Here is a 16817-nt window from a genome sequence, read left to right as displayed (position 1 = left end):
CATGTCTGAAATTGCTACTGTAGCTCGCCCCTACGCCAAAGCAGCTTTTGACTTTGCTGTGGAAAACCAAGCTGTTGCGAGCTGGCAGAATATGCTGGCCTTCACCGCTGAGGTGACGCGCAATGAACAGGTTGGTGAGCTGCTTTCTGGTTCTATTGCACCAGAAACATTAGCTAAAACGTTTATCTCTGTTTGTGGGGATGAAATTGACGAGCATGTTCAAAATCTGATTCGTGTCATGGCTGAAAATGGTCGTTTGACGGCTTTACCAGAAGTATTAGCTCAATTTATTCAATTGCGCGATGCACTGGAATCAACTGTTGAAGTTGATGTTCTTTCTGCTAACGAACTGAGTGAACAGCAGTCAGCTAAAATTTCTGCCGCGATGGAAAAACGTCTGTCACGCAAAGTTAAGCTGAATTGCAAAATTGACAAGTCTGTTATTGCTGGAGTGATCATTCGTGCTGGAGACCTCGTCATTGATGGGAGTATCCGCGGTCGCTTAGAGCGTTTAACTGACGTCTTGCAGTCTTAAGGGGACTGGAGCATATGCAACTGAATTCCACCGAAATCAGCGAACTGATCAAACAGCGTATTGCTCAGTTCGATGTTGTGAGTGAAGCTCACAATGAAGGTACGATTGTATCCGTTAACGACGGTATCATTCGTATTCACGGTTTAGCCGAAGTCATGCAGGGTGAGATGATCGCACTGCCTGGCAACCGTTACGCAATTGCACTGAACTTAGAGCGTGACTCTGTTGGTGCGGTTGTAATGGGTCCTTATGCTGACTTAGCAGAAGGCATGAAAGTTAAATGTACAGGTCGTATTCTTGAAGTTCCAGTAGGCCGTGGTCTGCTAGGACGTGTAGTGAATACTCTGGGTCAACCAATTGATGGTAAAGGTCCTGTTGAGCACGATGGCTTCTCTCCTGTAGAAGTTATTGCTCCGGGCGTTATCGAACGTCAATCAGTTGATCAACCAGTACAGACTGGTTATAAATCAGTCGATGCGATGATTCCAATCGGCCGTGGTCAGCGTGAGCTTATCATCGGTGACCGTCAAACTGGTAAAACAGCTCTGGCGATCGATGCAATCATCAACCAGCGTGATTCTGGCATCAAATGTGTTTACGTTGCTATCGGTCAGAAAGCATCTACGATTTCTAACGTAGTACGTAAACTCGAAGAACACGGCGCTCTGGAAAATACCATTGTTGTTGTTGCTACTGCATCTGAATCAGCTGCATTGCAATACTTAGCACCATACTCTGGTTGTGCGATGGGTGAATATTTCCGTGACCGTGGTGAAGATGCTCTGATTGTTTATGATGACCTGTCTAAACAGGCTGTTGCATACCGTCAGATTTCACTGTTGCTGCGTCGTCCACCAGGACGTGAAGCATACCCAGGTGATGTTTTCTATCTGCATTCACGTTTACTTGAGCGTGCTGCTCGTGTTAACGCTGACTACGTAGAAGCATTCACTAAAGGTGAAGTGAAAGGTCAAACCGGTTCATTGACTGCTCTGCCAATCATTGAAACCCAAGCGGGTGACGTTTCTGCATTCGTACCAACAAACGTAATTTCGATTACTGATGGTCAGATCTTCCTGGAATCTAACCTGTTTAACTCTGGTATTCGTCCAGCGGTTAACCCGGGTATTTCAGTATCTCGTGTTGGTGGTGCTGCTCAGACTAAAATCATTAAGAAACTGTCTGGTGGTATCCGTACCGCACTGGCTCAATACCGTGAACTGGCAGCTTTTGCTCAGTTTGCTTCCGACCTCGATGACGCAACTCGTAAACAGTTGAGCCATGGTCAGAAAGTAACTGAATTGCTGAAACAGAAACAGTATGCACCAATGTCAGTAGCAGAGCAGGCACTGTCTCTGTTTGCTGCAGAACGTGGATATCTGGACGATGTTGAGTTAGCTAAAATTTGTGCATTTGAAGAAGCGTTAGTTTCATTTGCACAGCGCGAGCATGCTGACCTTATGAACGAAATTGGCCTGGCTGGTAAATACAATGATGATATCGAAGCTAAGTTGAATAAACTGCTCGAATCATTCAAAGCCACCCAGTCCTGGTAATACTATTCGGCCCGTGAATTTTTATGGGCCGTCTGGTTAATAAGGAGAAGCAGAAATGGCCGGCGCAAAAGAGATACGTTCTAAGATTGGAAGTGTGCAAAACACACAGAAAATCACTAAAGCGATGGAAATGGTCGCGGCGTCCAAAATGCGTAAAACGCAGGAACGCATGGCGTCCAGCCGTCCTTATGCAGAAACCATGCGCAGTGTGATTGGTCACCTTGCGTTAGGTAATCTGGAATATAAACACCCATATCTCGAAGAGCGTGAAGTGAAACGCGTCGGGTATTTGGTTGTTTCAACAGACCGTGGTTTGTGTGGTGGTTTGAACATTAACTTGTTCAAAAAACTGCTTGCAGACATGAAAGTATGGTCTGAAAAAAACGTTCAGGTTGATTTGGCTTTAATCGGCTCTAAAGCGGTAGCATTCTTCGGAACTGTGGGCGGCAATGTCGTTTCACAAGTAACCGGAATGGGGGATAACCCAACCCTTTCAGACTTGATTGGTCCAGTTAACTCTATGCTACAAGCCTATGATGAAGGGCGTTTAGATAAACTGTATGTGGTGAACAATAAGTTCGTCAATACAATGTCTCAAGAGCCAACTATTCTTCAGTTACTGCCATTGCCAGCGAGCGATGACGAAACACTGAAGAAGAAATCTTGGGATTATTTATATGAACCCGATCCTAAGGCGTTGCTGGATACCCTACTGCGTCGTTATATCGAGTCGCAGGTTTATCAGGGCGTCGTTGAAAACCTAGCTAGTGAGCAGGCCGCTCGAATGGTAGCGATGAAAGCCGCTACAGATAACGGCGGAGAACTGATCAAAGAGTTGCAGTTGGTTTACAACAAAGCTCGTCAGGCCAGCATTACTCAGGAACTGACTGAAATTGTTTCTGGTGCAGCCGCGGTTTAACAGCTAGGTTTACGAATTACGTAGAGGATTCAAGATGGCTACTGGAAAGATTATCCAGGTAATCGGCGCCGTTGTGGACGTCGAGTTCCCTCAAGATAGCGTACCAAAAGTGTACGATGCTCTTGAGGTTATTAACGGTAAAGAAAAACTGGTGTTGGAAGTTCAGCAGCAGTTAGGCGGTGGTGTTGTCCGTTGTATCGCAATGGGTACATCAGATGGTCTGAGCCGTGGTTTAGAAGTTGTAAACTTAGAACACCCAATTGAAGTACCAGTAGGTAAAGCAACTCTGGGACGTATCATGAACGTTCTGGGTGACCCTATTGATATGAAAGGTGATATCGGCGAAGAAGAGCGCTGGTCTATTCACCGTTCAGCGCCAAGCTATGAAGAATTAGCTAACTCAACAGAACTGCTAGAAACCGGTATCAAAGTAATGGACTTAATCTGTCCATTCGCGAAAGGTGGTAAAGTTGGTCTGTTCGGTGGTGCGGGTGTTGGTAAAACAGTAAACATGATGGAACTGATCCGTAACATCGCGATTGAGCACTCAGGTTACTCAGTATTCGCTGGTGTTGGTGAGCGTACCCGTGAAGGTAACGACTTCTATCATGAAATGACTGATTCTAACGTTCTGGATAAAGTATCACTGGTTTATGGCCAGATGAACGAGCCACCAGGAAACCGTCTGCGTGTTGCGCTGACTGGTCTGACTATGGCTGAAAAATTCCGTGACGAAGGTCGTGACGTACTGCTGTTCGTTGACAACATTTATCGTTATACACTGGCAGGTACTGAAGTATCAGCACTGTTAGGTCGTATGCCTTCAGCGGTAGGTTATCAGCCAACATTGGCAGAAGAGATGGGTGTTCTACAAGAACGTATCACTTCTACCAAAACCGGTTCTATCACGTCTGTTCAAGCGGTTTACGTTCCTGCGGATGACTTAACTGACCCATCACCAGCAACAACATTTGCTCACTTAGACGCAACCGTAGTTCTGAGCCGTCAAATCGCATCTCTGGGTATCTACCCTGCGGTTGACCCTCTGGATTCCACCAGCCGTCAATTAGACCCACTCGTCGTTGGTCAAGAGCACTATGATGTCGCTCGTGGCGTTCAGTCAATTCTGCAACGTTACCAAGAACTGAAAGATATCATTGCAATCCTGGGTATGGATGAATTGTCTGAAGAAGACAAACTGGTTGTTGCTCGTGCTCGTAAGATCCAGCGCTTCCTGTCTCAACCATTCTTCGTTGCTGAAGTCTTTACTGGTTCACCAGGTAAGTTCGTTTCTCTGAAAGACACCATTCGTGGCTTCAGCGGTATCCTGAACGGTGACTACGACCACCTGCCAGAACAAGCGTTCTATATGGTTGGTACCATTGACGAAGCTGTGGAAAAAGCGAAAACGCTTTAATCCATCTGACGAGGGGTTGATATGGTATCTGCAATGACATTCCACCTGACCGTTGTCAGTGCTGAAAAACAGATGTTTGACGGCCGAGTACAGAAAGTTCAGGTGACAGGTAGTGAAGGTGAGCTGGGGATTTATCCACAGCATACCCCTCTGCTGACTGCCATAAAACCAGGCATGGTACGCATTACCAAGCAGTTTGGTGAAGAAGAACTAATTTACCTCTCAGGCGGTATCTTAGAAGTTCAACCAACTGGTGTTATCGTACTTGCTGATACAGCGATCCGTGGTAAAGATTTAGACGAAGCTCGTGCAGTGGAAGCTAAACGCAAAGCGGAAGAACATATCCGCAAAGCACACGGCGATGTTGATTATGCTCAGGCATCAGCAGAACTTGCAAAAGCAATAGCGAAACTTCGAGTTATCGAGTTAACTAAAAAGCTAATGTAATGATAGCAATATAAGAAAAGCCAGTTAGTTTGACTAACTGGCTTTTTTATTTGTGCGAAATATGTAGTAATTTATGCAGGAAATAGGTTTACTTTCACCCCAAAGTTGGAGTTTCAGGAAAATATGACTGTGCAAAGAAAAAGTGTCGTGATTTTAGCTGCCGGTAAAGGCACTAGGATGTATTCAGACTTACCGAAAGTTCTGCATTTACTGGCAGGTAAACCAATGGTTCAGCATGTGATTGATACTGCGAAATCAATCGGTGCATCGGATATTCATCTGGTATACGGACATGGCGGTGATTTACTGAAAGAAAAACTGGGCGAACAAAACTTAAACTGGGTTCTGCAAGCTGAGCAATTGGGTACTGGCCATGCAATGCAGCAAGCTGCACCTCACTTCCAAGATGATGAAGACATCATCATGCTGTATGGCGACGTTCCTTTAATATCCAAAGATACTTTGCAGCGTCTTATTGCAGTCAAACCTGAAGGCGGTATTGGATTACTGACGGTTATTTTAGATAACCCAACGGGTTATGGTCGTATTATCCGCGAAAATGGTGAAGTTGTTGGGATCATCGAACAAAAAGATGCGTCTGAAGAACAACGTAAAATCCAAGAAATCAATACTGGTATTATGGTCGCGAGCGGAAAAGATTTTAACCGCTGGTTAGCCCAATTGAACAATAACAATGCGCAAGGCGAATACTATATTACCGATATTATTGCTCTTGCACATAAAGAAGGTAACAAGATTGCCACTGTTCACCCAAGCCATCTCAGTGAAATGGAAGGTGTTAATAACCGCCTGCAACTTGCTGCGTTAGAGCGTATCTATCAAAAAGAACAGGCTGAGAAGTTACTGCTGGCGGGAGTGATGCTCATTGATCCTGCACGTTTTGATATTCGTGGAACCTTAACTCATGGTCGTGATGTGGTGATTGACACTAACGTTATCATCGAAGGTAACGTGACATTGGGTAACAATGTCCACATCCAAACAGGCTGCGTGTTGAAAGACTGTGTGATTGGCGATAACTCAGTTATCAGCCCATATACCGTCATTGAAAATTCTGAATTATCGACAGAATGTACGGTTGGTCCTTTCACTCGTTTACGTCCAGGTGCTAAATTGGCGGCAAAATCCCACGTAGGTAACTTTGTGGAAATGAAAAATGCCTCATTAGGTTTAGGATCGAAAGCCGGTCATTTAAGTTATTTGGGTGATGCTCAAATCGGTGACAATGTAAATATTGGCGCTGGAACCATTACATGTAACTACGATGGCGCGAATAAGTTTAAAACCGTTATTGGTAATGATGTGTTTGTAGGATCCGATACGCAGTTAGTCGCTCCAGTATGTGTGGCGAATGGTGCGACCATCGGGGCTGGTACCACGGTAACTCGAGATGTTCACGAGGGCGAGTTGGTAGTAAGCCGCGTAAAACAAACACACATTAAAAACTGGCAGCGTCCGGTAAAGAAAAAATAAGTAAAGATTGAGGAGAGATATGATTATCTCTCCTATGATAAGCAGTATAAGTATTTAGCAATGTGAGTCTGTCGTTTTTAATATAAAAAGAAAGATATTGATATAAAGTAGCAACAAAGCTACATATCAAAATAGAACAATAAAATATCCCCGTTTCTACAAGGCTGGGGAACAGTGAAAGCTGTATAACAATCAGGTTGCGACACAAAGAGGGGAAATCCCCTTTATTTAGGAATAACTTAATATGTGTGGAATTGTTGGTGCAGTCGCACAACGTGATATCGCGGAAATTCTATTAGAAGGTCTTCGCCGTTTAGAATACCGTGGTTATGACTCTGCGGGTATGGCGGTTGTTGACCATGAAGGTCATCTTCAACGCTTACGTGAAGTCGGTAAAGTACAAATGCTGGCGGAAGAAGCTGAAAAAAACCCAGTATCTGGCGGAACAGGGATTGCACATACTCGTTGGGCGACTCACGGTGTTCCGAGTGAGCGTAATGCTCACCCTCATACCTCTGGCTATATTGCCGTTGTCCATAACGGGATTATCGAAAACTATTTAGAGCTGAAAGAAGAGCTAAAACAGCTTGGCTATATTTTCAGTTCAGACACTGACACTGAAGTGATTGCTCACCTTGTTCATCATGAACAACAAAAAGGTGGTGAATTACTGGATGTTGTTCAACGTGTTATTCCTCAATTACGCGGCGCCTACGGCACCGTTATTATGGATAGCCGTAATCCTGAATTATTAGTCGCAGCACGTTCTGGTAGCCCATTAGTTATCGGGTTAGGTGTTGGTGAAAATTTCTTAGCTTCCGACCAACTGGCTCTATTGCCAGTGACTCGCCGCTTTATCTACCTTGAAGAAGGGGATATTGCTGAAGTCACTCGTCGCACTGTGCGTATTTTTGATAAGCAGGGTAATGCGGTTGAGCGCGAGCAAATTGAATCGAGTGTTCAGTACGATGCGGGTGATAAAGGCGCTTACCGCCATTACATGCAAAAAGAGATCTATGAACAACCGATGGCAATTAAAAACACGCTTGAAGGGCGTTTTAGCCAAGATAACGGTATCGACCTCAGTGAGTTAGGTCCTAAAGCCAGTGAAATTTTGTCTCAAGTTGACCATATCCAAATTGTCGCTTGTGGGACATCCTTTAACGCGGGCATGGTTGCGCGTTACTGGTTTGAATCTTTAGCAGGTATCCCTTGCGACGTGGAAATTGCGTCTGAATATCGCTATCGTAAACCGGCTCACCGTAAAGGTAGTTTGATGATCACCATTTCCCAATCAGGGGAAACGGCAGATACTTTAGCGGCTTTACGCCTGTCTAAAGAGTTAGGTTACTTAACATCGTTGGCAATTTGTAACGTGGGCGGCTCTTCATTAGTTCGCGAATCTGAATTTGCACTGATGACCAAAGCGGGTGCTGAAATTGGCGTTGCTTCGACGAAAGCGTTTACCACTCAATTAACCGTTCTATTAATGCTGGTGGCATACATGGGACGTTTAAAAGGCGCTAAACCTGAACTGGAAGAAAGTATTGCTCATGCCCTGCATGCTCTACCTGCTCGCATTGAAAGCATGCTGTCACAGGATAAAGTGATCGAAGCTTTAGCAGAGGATTTCTCTGATAAAAATCACGCACTATTCTTAGGTCGCGGGGAACAATTCCCGATCGCGGTCGAAGGTGCGTTAAAACTGAAAGAGATCTCTTATATCCATGCGGAAGCTTATGCGGCAGGTGAGTTAAAACACGGCCCATTAGCACTGATTGATGCGGATATGCCAGTAATTATCATCGCACCGAACAACGAACTGTTAGAAAAATTAAAATCTAACATTGAAGAAGTTCGTGCTCGTGGCGGTTTGCTGTATGTGTTCGCTGACCAAGATGCTGGCTTTGTAGCAAGTGAAAATATGAAGATTATTTCTCTGCCACATGTGGAAGAGTTAATCGCACCAATTTTCTATACGGTGCCACTGCAATTACTGTCTTACCATGTTGCTTTAATCAAAGGTACAGACGTCGATCAGCCACGTAACTTGGCAAAATCGGTGACGGTAGAGTAATCGCACGCTGATATAAAAAGTTAAATATATAGCCGATATAACCTAATCAGTTATATCGGTTTTTTATTGCTTTTCCCACCTAAAATAGGGCTAATAAGCCACAAAAAATATCAGGTTAATTGATAAAAATCTGACGATATTTAATTAATTACGTATTTATATATTCCCTACCAATTTTTAGTGCTCCTTAAATTGTTTGGTGTAGTATTAAGCAATAAATTTGACCGCTAAAAATTATAATAGGGCGAAGTAGATGGCAGAATTTGAATGGCTCAGTGCAGTTGTCATCGCAATCACAATAGGGTTTTGGGCGACAGGCAAATTGCCTGAGTATTTAGTCGCATTGCTGTTTTTTACAGCTGCTGCATGTTTACATCTGGCACCTACCAACATTCTGTTTTCGGGATTCACCTCAGAAGCCTTTTGGCTTGTTCTTAGTGGGTTTATTCTGGGATTTGCCATCAATAAAGTGGGGTTGGCAGAGCGTATTGCCCAACATATCTCAGGGCGTTTCACCAGTTCATGGTTAAAATTGATTATTGGCGTGGTCATTCTGGCGTATGGATTAGCCTTTATTATGCCGTCAAATATGGGGCGAATTGCGCTACTAATGCCGATCGTGATGGCGATTGCGGACAAAGTGGGGTTAGTCAGTGGTAGCCGAGGGCGAATTGGTTTAGCGTTGGCGGTGGGGTTTGGCACTTTCCAACTTTCTGCCACGGTTTTACCAGCAAACGTTCCCAATTTAGTGATGGCTGGCGCCATAGAAACCACTTACGGCATCAAATTATCCTATCTAAATTACTTATTTCTCCATATGCCGATTTTGGGGCTGCTAAAAGGGGCGCTGGTGGTTTTGTGCATCTACTTCCTTTTTCCAGCAAAATTACAGCCTATTGGTGAGCAGAAAAGCTTACCGCCAATGACCCGTAATGAGAAAAAACTCGGTATTGTATTGGCGATAACCTTACTTTTTTGGATTACAGATACCACGCATGGAATATCGCCCGCTTGGGTTGGGCTGGTGGCTGCGTGTTTCTGTTTATTGCCGAAAGTGGGCTTCGTCACAAACGATGAATTTGTAAAAGCGGTCAATATCCGCACCTGTATTTATGTGGCGGGGATCTTAAGCCTTGCTACGTTGGTTAGTTACTCAAATGTAGGCATGGTGGTAGGCACTTACTTGCAGAAAATGTTGCCATTAGACCCGAATAGCCCATTTATGGATTTCGGTAGCCTAGTTGGGTTAACCAGCGGATTAAACTTTGTGGTCACAGCTAACGGCGTTCCTGCATTGTATACACCATTAGCCGAATCGCTTTCTACGGCGACGGGCTTACCGTTAATTGCCGTTTTAATGATCCAAGTGATTGGCTACTCAACACCGCTGCTGCCTTATCAAGCTTCACCGATTATCGTCGCGATGGGAATGGGAAGAGTGCCGCTAATGGATGGGATCCGCCTATGCCTCATTCTGTTTATTTTGACCTTTGTTTTACTTGTTCCCCTCGATTATTTTTGGTTTAAATTACTGGGTGTGATCCCTTAGTGAAAAAAGGTCGGCATTGTAAAAAATGCTGACCTTTTTCAATGAAGCATGGCGGTATTAAGTGGAACTTAGTAACTCAATACATGCTCCTTTAAATAAGAGCGTGCTGTTTGGTTCACTATTTTCGGTGATCAAAAGCTCGCTACTATTTTTGATCATTTTCCATTCAGTTGGGGTGAGTAAGCGAGTGGACTGCAATTCATCAAAACGTCCCAGTAGTGAAATTTCTCCTGTTACCTTATTCTTAGCCCAAATCATCGCATTTCCCATATGACCTTCCGGTAACGGATATTGGCTGTTCCATTCCAACTGAAGGCGTGATTTTCCGGGTTTATCCCCTTTGTATGCCATCAGTACAAAATGGTCATTTCTCTCTTGAGATGACATGGTGGCGATATAGCTCGGCGTAGCAACTTGAGGGGTTGGTTGCAGTAACATCACGCTGGAAAAAACGAACAAAAAGAGAGAACACACCCATGGGATGAGTGACCATTTGTATCGCCAAACACGGTGATAAAACGGTATTTTTTCTTTTTTACTGATCACCGATTTGATATCTTTCCATACCCATGCTGGTGGCTTATCTACTGCCATTGGTTCTAGCCTATAAAGGTATGCATGCCACTGTGTGACTAATTCAGTCCAAGAGGTATCGCTAGCCATCAAGGATTCTAAGCGCTTTCTGGCGTTGGTTGATAATGTGCCGAGCACATACTGGCTCACCAAATGTTCGCGTATGGCTGGGTTGCTATAACGAAGCGGTGTTAGGCGCTTATGCATTGTTTTAGCTCCTTTAAGCCTCGTCGTATCCATGATTTGATAGTGCCAAGAGGATGAGCAAGGCGCTTCACGATTTCTTCATGAGAATAACCATGAATATAAGCAAGCTTTATGGCTTGCTGTTTTTCGGTTGTGAGCGCGAGAAAACAGCGGTCAAGCTGCTGTGAAGCTTCAGTAACAGGATCATCAATAGCAATTTCTAAAGAGAGATCTATATCTTCAAACTTCGGCATTCGCCCCTGTTTTCTAACATGATCTATCGCTAAATTACGCATTAACTGACAGCACCATGCCCAAGGCGATATCACATAATGGCTCGATGCAGAGAACCAGATCTTGAGATATCCTTCATGCAGGAGATCCGCCGCGATGTCTCGATCGGCGACGATATTGACCAACAGCCCATATAACTTACGATTTGTTAGGCTATAAAATCGCTCAAAAGCGTGCTGATCTCCCAGTTTTATCTGCGAAAATAATGTTTCTAGCTCATTGCTTTCTGCGCTCACGTTCACCTCATAACGTTATGGCAAAACAACCAAGTTCCAAGCATTTGCCACTTTATCGCCTGTGATATCGCCCGGTTTCTTATCGTTTATCCATGTATACAATGGCTTGCCTTGGTAAGCCCATTGATAGGTACCATCTTGGCGAGAGACAACGCTAAATGGAGCACTGGCTACATCACCTTGTTGTGCCGCTAATGGTGGCCACTTAATCGCGCAATCACCATTACATGATGATAGTCCATCACTGTCTTTAGTGAAGGTGTAGAGAGACATCTTCGCTTTATTGGTTAAAACCTTACCGTTATTGGTGCTATATACATTGACGGGTATGCTGTCTGCTCGAGAAATTGACCAAATATTTTTAACGCCTGCACCGGTAATATCACCGGGTTTTTTATCTTTACTCCACAAATAGAGAGGTTGGTGGTTCATTGCCCACTGCATTTTTCCATCTTTACGTTGGATTTTATTTAAACCGGGCAGGGATGACGTTTCATCGTTTACTAATAATGGTGGCCAGAGTTTGGCGCAATCATCATAGCAAACGGATTGATCAGGTTTATCATTATCAAAGTAATAGAGCGTCATACCTTGGTTATTGGTATAAACCTGACCTAGTGTGGTTTGCTGAGTTGAAATATCGGAGGCTGTTGCTGAAAAGGCAAACAGGCTTAACAGAGTGGCTGCGATGCGAATGTTCATTATTATTTCCTTGTTGTATGGGTATCAATAAGAGAGACGACAAGGAAATGAATTTGGATGCAGGGAATTGAAAATATTTTTTAGGGCATTTTTTGATAGAAAAAGACCTGATAATGTTGATTATCAGGTCGAAAAAGCGCAATGAAACGATGCAAAAAATCTTACAAGAAGGCTTTATATGGTAGTTCTGGTTCATTTTTAAAGATATCTTGGAAGCCTCTGAAATGCTGATAATGCATGCGTCCTTTATCGGTTGGGTAAGTATATTTGCCGCCAACTTGCCAGAAGAATGGGGCAAATTTATATTGTAAGCGCTCTTTTTTCATGTTCCACAAGACTTCAATTTCACGAGGATCATTTTGGAAGTTAGCCCAAATGTCATGATGGAATGGAATGACGGTGGTGCAGTCTAAAGATTCTGCGGCGCGTAAGATATCGGAAGAGGTCATTTTATCGGTGACTCCGCGAGGATTTTCTCCGAATGACAATAATGCCACATCGATATTATAGCGATTGCCATGTGCGGCATAATAGTTTGAATAGTGGGAATCTCCAGAGTGATAAACTGAACCGCCTGTGGTTTCAATCAAGTAGTTCACCGCGCGCTCATCCATACCATCTAAAATCTCTTTATCATAAGACGAAACGCCTTTTGGTAGCGTCACGAGTGCAGTTCGGTCAAAAGAATCCAGAACACGGATTTTCATATCGCCCACTTCAATGACATCACCCACTTTGGCCACAATGCAGCGATCTTCCGGTACGCCCCAACCTGTCCATAGGTTTACACAGGCTTGTGGACCAATAAATTTCACATGGTCACCACAGTTTTGTAGAACAGCAGCTGCCACGTTAACATCAATGTGATCAGCATGGTCATGGGAGGCTAAAATCGCATCGACATTCTTGATAGCAAAGGGATCCAATGGGAAAATTGAGGTGCGCAAATTAGGCTGTAATGCTTCAACTCCCCCCATTCTCATCATTTGGTGTTGCTGATTCATTAATGGATTTTTCTGGGTTTTTTTACCTGTACCACACCAAAAATCGATAGAAATATTAGTGTTACCTTCGCTTTTCAACCAAATACCAGTACATCCGAGCCACCACATTGAGAATGTGTTTGGTTCTACAACGGTTTTTTCGATCTCTTCATTGAGCCAAGTTCCCCATTCTGGAAACGTGCTTAAAATCCAAGATTCACGGGTAATTTCATTTACTTTACTCATAGCAACACCTTTCCTATCCAGAATTTCAAATGTAAGGGATTAGCGCCTTATTTATAGAAATAAGGCGAAATACAGAATAAATTTGTTAATTCATTGAATTAGATAATTAAATCTAATTATACGAGAATGACGTGAGTGCCTTGTGCTTCGATGGCTTGGATAATTTTAGGGTCGGCGTTTTTACCTGTGATCAGATAGTCAATTTTATTGGTGGGGCAAAATAACATACCTGTTCGGTTTCCCACTTTAGAGCTATCCACGACGACAACTAATTTATCTATGCGATCTAACATTTGTTGTTCAGCGACCGCAGTCAGCATATCTGTTTTGTATAGCCCAGTTTCCGTGAGCCCTTTTCCTGACGTAAACATCCAGTTTCCGGCATACCCCATTAATGTACTAAGCGCTGGGTTCAAGAAAATACCTTGTGTGCGATTATATTGCCCACCAATGAGCACCACATCTTCATGTTCTTCTTCAATTAAATAACTGGCTAGCGGGAAATAGTTCGTCACTATTTGTACACCTTTGCCACACAGTTGTTGCCCAAGAAGAAAGGCGGTTGAACCACAGTTGACGACAACGCTATCTCCCGGCTGACAAAGCTCAGCAGCTTTGACGGCAATCTGTGATTTTTCTTCATAATGGTCAGTGCTATTCAATGGTGACCATTTATTTCTTTTTTCTTCAATGCGCTCTGCGCCATTACGTATTTTTTTTAGTTTTCCTTGCTCATCGAGTTTTGCGATATCTCGACGTGCTGTTGCTGGGGAAATATTAAAATGGTCAGTAATAAAAGATACGTTAATGATTTGATTTTTTTTCAGTAAAGACAAAATTTCATAATGTCTTTGTGTCTCATTCATGTCTAGCGCCTTATTTCTGTATAATCATTTTCAGTATTTAGCGATGACAAGTTGTGATTCAAAATGATTGAATTTGATTCTATATGATCATTGTGAAAATTGTCAACTAGCTAAATTTAAAAATTACCATGCTAAATAAAATAAATAACTTATTGTAAAATATCATTTTTACTATATTTGTTGTGATCAGCACAACAAAAGTATGGTTTTTTACTGGTCAAAAAGTAGCAATTAAAATAATCATAAGTGAGCATTTGGTGATTGCTTGTGATTCCTGTGTGCATTTTAGTGATTAAATTGATGAGCAGTTTGATTATAGCGTGAGAATGCTTGTATGGGATCAGGGTAATGTATTTTTAAATTAGATAATAATTCAAACTAAATTTGGTTTAGGGGTAAAAATATGGATTTTCTGTACAACTCATTCTATATTTTTTACAGCCAAGTGATGACGAAAGCCCCTTTATTACTGGGATTGGTGACATTAATTGGCTACTGGCTTCTAAAAAGAGATGGAACAACCATCCTGAAAGGAACGATCAAAACAATTGTCGGCTTTATGTTAGTGCAGGTTGGAGCCGATACTCTCGTTTCCAGCTTTAAACCAGTCATTGCAAAAATGTCTGAATATCATCATCTTACCGGTTCAGTTATTGACCCCTATACCTCAATGATGGCCACCATGGAAACCATGGGGGATAATTATTCGTGGGTGGGTTACACCGTTCTTATCGCCCTGGCGATCAATATATTATTGGTTCTCTTTCGACGTATTACGGGGATCCGAACCATCATGTTGACTGGGCATATTATGTTCCAGCAAGCGGGGTTAATCGCCGTATTCTATTTCGTGCTGGGTACCAGCATGTGGGAAACCATTATCTATTCCGCGGTATTGATGGCGTTATATTGGGGAATTTCATCCAATATTATGTTTAAACCTACAGAGGCGGTTACTGGTGGAGCTGGATTTTCTATCGGTCACCAGCAGCAATTTGCTTCATGGGTTGCTACCAAAGTAGCGCATAAACTCGGTGATAAAAATGACAGTGTTGATAACTTAAAATTACCGAAGTGGCTACACATTTTTCATGACAGTATAGCTGCCACTGCCATCGTAATGACCGTATTTTTCGGTATTATTTTGCTCTCTTTTGGTCTGACTAATTTGCAAGAAATGGCAGGTAAGACGCATTGGAGTATCTACATTCTGGAAACGGGTTTGAAATTCGCCGTGGCAATTCAAATCATTGTGACGGGGGTGCGGATGTTTGTGGCTGAGTTATCTGAAGCATTTAAAGGGATTTCTGAACGGGTTATTCCTAATGCTGTTTTAGCCATTGACTGTGCCGCTATCTACGCCTTTTCGCCAAACGCCATGGTATTCGGCTTTATGTGGGGGGCATTAGGGCAATTTGCTGCGGTGCTAACCATGTTGGCATTTAGCTCCCCGATCATGATTATTCCTGGCTTTATTCCTATGTTCTTCTCCAACGCCACTATTGGCGTGTTTGCCAACCATTTTGGTGGTTGGAAAGCGGTCATGAAAATCTGTTTTGTCATGGGAATTATTGAGGTGTTTGGGTCTGCATGGGCAATTTCATTGTTTAGTCGACAAGGAACGGATTTTAGTGGTTGGATGGGAATGGCTGATTGGGCATTAGTTTTCCCGCCTGTGATGCAAGGACTCTCATTCTCCAAATACTTCTTCTTTGTCATAATTGGTTTATCTTTTGTCTATATGTATTTCGCATCAAAAAGATTACGTGCCGAAGAAGATGCGCAAGCTGCCATGGAAGTTATATCTTCAACGCAATCTGACGCTACCGTCGACACCGCCTCTGTTACTCAAGATACTCCACAAGTAAACACTATCAGACCCGTCAGTATTCTTGCCGTATGTGGCAATGGGCAAGGCTCATCGATGATGATGAAGATGAAAATTGCTAAATATCTTGAAGGTAAAGGGATCCCGCATGTTATGGATTCATGTGCTGTTTCTGATTACAAATCAAAACTCGCTAATACCGACATTATAGTGTCATCAAAACACCTTTCTTCTGAAATGGATGCGGGAGAAGGTAAATTCGTACTGGGTGTACAGAACATGCTCAATCCCCATTCATTCGGTGATGAGTTACTGGCAATTATTCATAATAACTTTAGCGGTTCTAAATAAAATTAATAACTAAATTAGTCATAGATATCATTCAGTTTGATATCTATGAACCAAGGAGAACAATGCCATGGGTTTTAAACAATCACTGATAGATAATAATTCTATACAGCTACAAGCTTCAGCGGATAACTGGCAGGATGCGATTAAAATTGGTACGGATATGTTGATTGCGTCTGGAGCGATTTTATCAGATTACCATGATGAAATTATTCGTAGTGTGAAAGAGTTGGGTCCTTATATTTGTATTGCCCCTAATTTAGCGTTACCTCATGCTCGCCCTGAAAATGGGGTATTAAAAACGGCATTTGCCCTTGTCACACTGAAAAATCCTATTTTCTTTGATGGGGAGGATGAGCCCGTCGATGTGTTAATTACGTTAGCGGGAAGCTCGTCAGATGAACATATGGAAGGGCTAATGGAAGTCACTCAAGTTCTTGATGATGAAGAGAGTGAAACCGGTATCGACCTCGATAAAATTCGTCGCTGCATGAGTGCTGAAGATGTTTATCAGGTTATTGATGCTGCATTAGCGTAAGTGCCCATTCGGTATCGCCATTT

At 42.9% G+C, this 16817-nt stretch carries 15 protein-coding genes; 10 read left to right on the top strand and 5 right to left on the bottom strand.

Annotation, left to right across the window (positions count from 1 at the left end; genetic code table 11):
- Position 1: 1 nt before the first annotated feature.
- The 8 genes from atpH to PR761_RS15660 all read left to right on the top strand — a co-directional run bounded on the left by atpH (position 2) and on the right by PR761_RS15660 (position 9994).
- Complete coding sequence (gene atpH, locus PR761_RS15695) at positions 2-535, top strand: F0F1 ATP synthase subunit delta (protein WP_154610830.1); 534 nt, start codon at positions 2-4, stop codon at positions 533-535.
- Positions 536-549: 14 nt separating this feature from the next.
- Entirely contained in the window at positions 550-2091 is a 1542-nt protein-coding gene (atpA, locus tag PR761_RS15690) for a F0F1 ATP synthase subunit alpha (protein ID WP_006816114.1), read from the top strand.
- A 55-nt stretch (positions 2092-2146) separates the two neighbouring features.
- Positions 2147-3010: a F0F1 ATP synthase subunit gamma gene (gene atpG / locus PR761_RS15685; protein ID WP_112835810.1), complete on the top strand. Its 864-nt coding sequence runs from the start codon at positions 2147-2149 to the stop codon at positions 3008-3010.
- A gap of 34 nt (positions 3011-3044) precedes the next feature.
- A complete protein-coding gene (gene atpD, locus PR761_RS15680; protein WP_006816116.1) occupies positions 3045-4427 on the top strand; it encodes a F0F1 ATP synthase subunit beta in 1383 nt (460 codons plus the stop codon).
- A 21-nt stretch (positions 4428-4448) separates the two neighbouring features.
- Positions 4449-4874 carry a F0F1 ATP synthase subunit epsilon gene (locus tag PR761_RS15675; RefSeq protein ID WP_006816117.1) on the top strand — a complete coding sequence of 142 codons (426 nt, stop codon included), beginning with the start codon at positions 4449-4451 and terminating at the stop codon, positions 4872-4874.
- Between the two features lie 123 nt (positions 4875-4997).
- A complete protein-coding gene (gene glmU, locus PR761_RS15670) occupies positions 4998-6368 on the top strand; it encodes a bifunctional UDP-N-acetylglucosamine diphosphorylase/glucosamine-1-phosphate N-acetyltransferase GlmU (protein WP_006816118.1) in 1371 nt (456 codons plus the stop codon).
- Positions 6369-6612: 244 nt separating this feature from the next.
- On the top strand, positions 6613-8445 hold the full coding sequence (gene glmS / locus PR761_RS15665; RefSeq protein WP_006816119.1) for a glutamine--fructose-6-phosphate transaminase (isomerizing): 1833 nt from the start codon (positions 6613-6615) through the stop codon (positions 8443-8445).
- Positions 8446-8698: 253 nt separating this feature from the next.
- A complete protein-coding gene (locus PR761_RS15660; RefSeq protein WP_154610832.1) occupies positions 8699-9994 on the top strand; it encodes an SLC13 family permease in 1296 nt (431 codons plus the stop codon).
- A gap of 57 nt (positions 9995-10051) precedes the next feature.
- On the opposite strand, the gene PR761_RS15655 is transcribed toward PR761_RS15660, so the two are convergent.
- The 5 genes from PR761_RS15655 to ulaR all read right to left on the bottom strand — a co-directional run bounded on the left by PR761_RS15655 (position 10052) and on the right by ulaR (position 14080).
- Positions 10052-10774, bottom strand: coding sequence for a hypothetical protein (locus PR761_RS15655; protein ID WP_039855839.1), 723 nt, complete (start codon positions 10772-10774; stop codon positions 10052-10054).
- Positions 10759-11283, bottom strand: a complete 525-nt coding sequence (locus PR761_RS15650; protein WP_039855840.1) for a sigma-70 family RNA polymerase sigma factor — start codon at positions 11281-11283, stop codon at positions 10759-10761. Before PR761_RS15650 ends, PR761_RS15655 begins: the two co-directional genes overlap by 16 nt.
- Before the next feature lie 15 nt (positions 11284-11298).
- A complete protein-coding gene (locus tag PR761_RS15645) occupies positions 11299-11985 on the bottom strand; it encodes a lipoprotein (RefSeq protein ID WP_006816123.1) in 687 nt (228 codons plus the stop codon).
- 161 nt (positions 11986-12146) lie between these two features.
- Positions 12147-13214, bottom strand: a complete 1068-nt coding sequence (ulaG, locus tag PR761_RS15640) for an L-ascorbate 6-phosphate lactonase (RefSeq protein ID WP_006816124.1) — start codon at positions 13212-13214, stop codon at positions 12147-12149.
- A gap of 116 nt (positions 13215-13330) precedes the next feature.
- Positions 13331-14080: an HTH-type transcriptional regulator UlaR gene (ulaR, locus tag PR761_RS15635; protein ID WP_006816125.1), complete on the bottom strand. Its 750-nt coding sequence runs from the start codon at positions 14078-14080 to the stop codon at positions 13331-13333.
- A 403-nt stretch (positions 14081-14483) separates the two neighbouring features.
- On the opposite strand from ulaR, the gene PR761_RS15630 reads away from it, so the two are divergent.
- Together PR761_RS15630 and PR761_RS15625 are read left to right on the top strand one after the other, a co-directional pair.
- Positions 14484-16259 (top strand): PTS ascorbate-specific subunit IIBC, encoded by a 1776-nt coding sequence (locus tag PR761_RS15630; RefSeq protein ID WP_006816126.1) that lies wholly within the window; start codon positions 14484-14486, stop codon positions 16257-16259.
- Positions 16260-16326: 67 nt separating this feature from the next.
- Complete coding sequence (locus PR761_RS15625; protein ID WP_006816127.1) at positions 16327-16794, top strand: PTS sugar transporter subunit IIA; 468 nt, start codon at positions 16327-16329, stop codon at positions 16792-16794.
- Positions 16795-16817: the final 23 nt, after the last annotated feature.

It is taken from the genome of Providencia sp. PROV210 (genome assembly GCF_028479445.1).
In the GTDB taxonomy this organism is placed as follows: Bacteria; Pseudomonadota; Gammaproteobacteria; order Enterobacterales; family Enterobacteriaceae; genus Providencia; species Providencia rustigianii.
Note: the sequence above shows the minus strand (reverse complement) of the source record. Positions and strands in the feature narration are given on the sequence as shown.

Coding starts and splice junctions, on each gene's coding strand:
- atpH (WP_154610830.1), top strand. CDS start 2: ATGTCTGAAATTGCTACTGTAGCTCGCCCCTACGCCAAAGCAGCTTTT.
- atpA (WP_006816114.1), top strand. CDS start 550: ATGCAACTGAATTCCACCGAAATCAGCGAACTGATCAAACAGCGTATT.
- atpG (WP_112835810.1), top strand. CDS start 2,147: ATGGCCGGCGCAAAAGAGATACGTTCTAAGATTGGAAGTGTGCAAAAC.
- atpD (WP_006816116.1), top strand. CDS start 3,045: ATGGCTACTGGAAAGATTATCCAGGTAATCGGCGCCGTTGTGGACGTC.
- PR761_RS15675 (WP_006816117.1), top strand. CDS start 4,449: ATGGTATCTGCAATGACATTCCACCTGACCGTTGTCAGTGCTGAAAAA.
- glmU (WP_006816118.1), top strand. CDS start 4,998: ATGACTGTGCAAAGAAAAAGTGTCGTGATTTTAGCTGCCGGTAAAGGC.
- glmS (WP_006816119.1), top strand. CDS start 6,613: ATGTGTGGAATTGTTGGTGCAGTCGCACAACGTGATATCGCGGAAATT.
- PR761_RS15660 (WP_154610832.1), top strand. CDS start 8,699: ATGGCAGAATTTGAATGGCTCAGTGCAGTTGTCATCGCAATCACAATA.
- PR761_RS15655 (WP_039855839.1), bottom strand. CDS start 10,774: ATGCATAAGCGCCTAACACCGCTTCGTTATAGCAACCCAGCCATACGC.
- PR761_RS15645 (WP_006816123.1), bottom strand. CDS start 11,985: ATGAACATTCGCATCGCAGCCACTCTGTTAAGCCTGTTTGCCTTTTCA.
- ulaG (WP_006816124.1), bottom strand. CDS start 13,214: ATGAGTAAAGTAAATGAAATTACCCGTGAATCTTGGATTTTAAGCACG.
- ulaR (WP_006816125.1), bottom strand. CDS start 14,080: ATGAATGAGACACAAAGACATTATGAAATTTTGTCTTTACTGAAAAAA.
- PR761_RS15630 (WP_006816126.1), top strand. CDS start 14,484: ATGGATTTTCTGTACAACTCATTCTATATTTTTTACAGCCAAGTGATG.
- PR761_RS15625 (WP_006816127.1), top strand. CDS start 16,327: ATGGGTTTTAAACAATCACTGATAGATAATAATTCTATACAGCTACAA.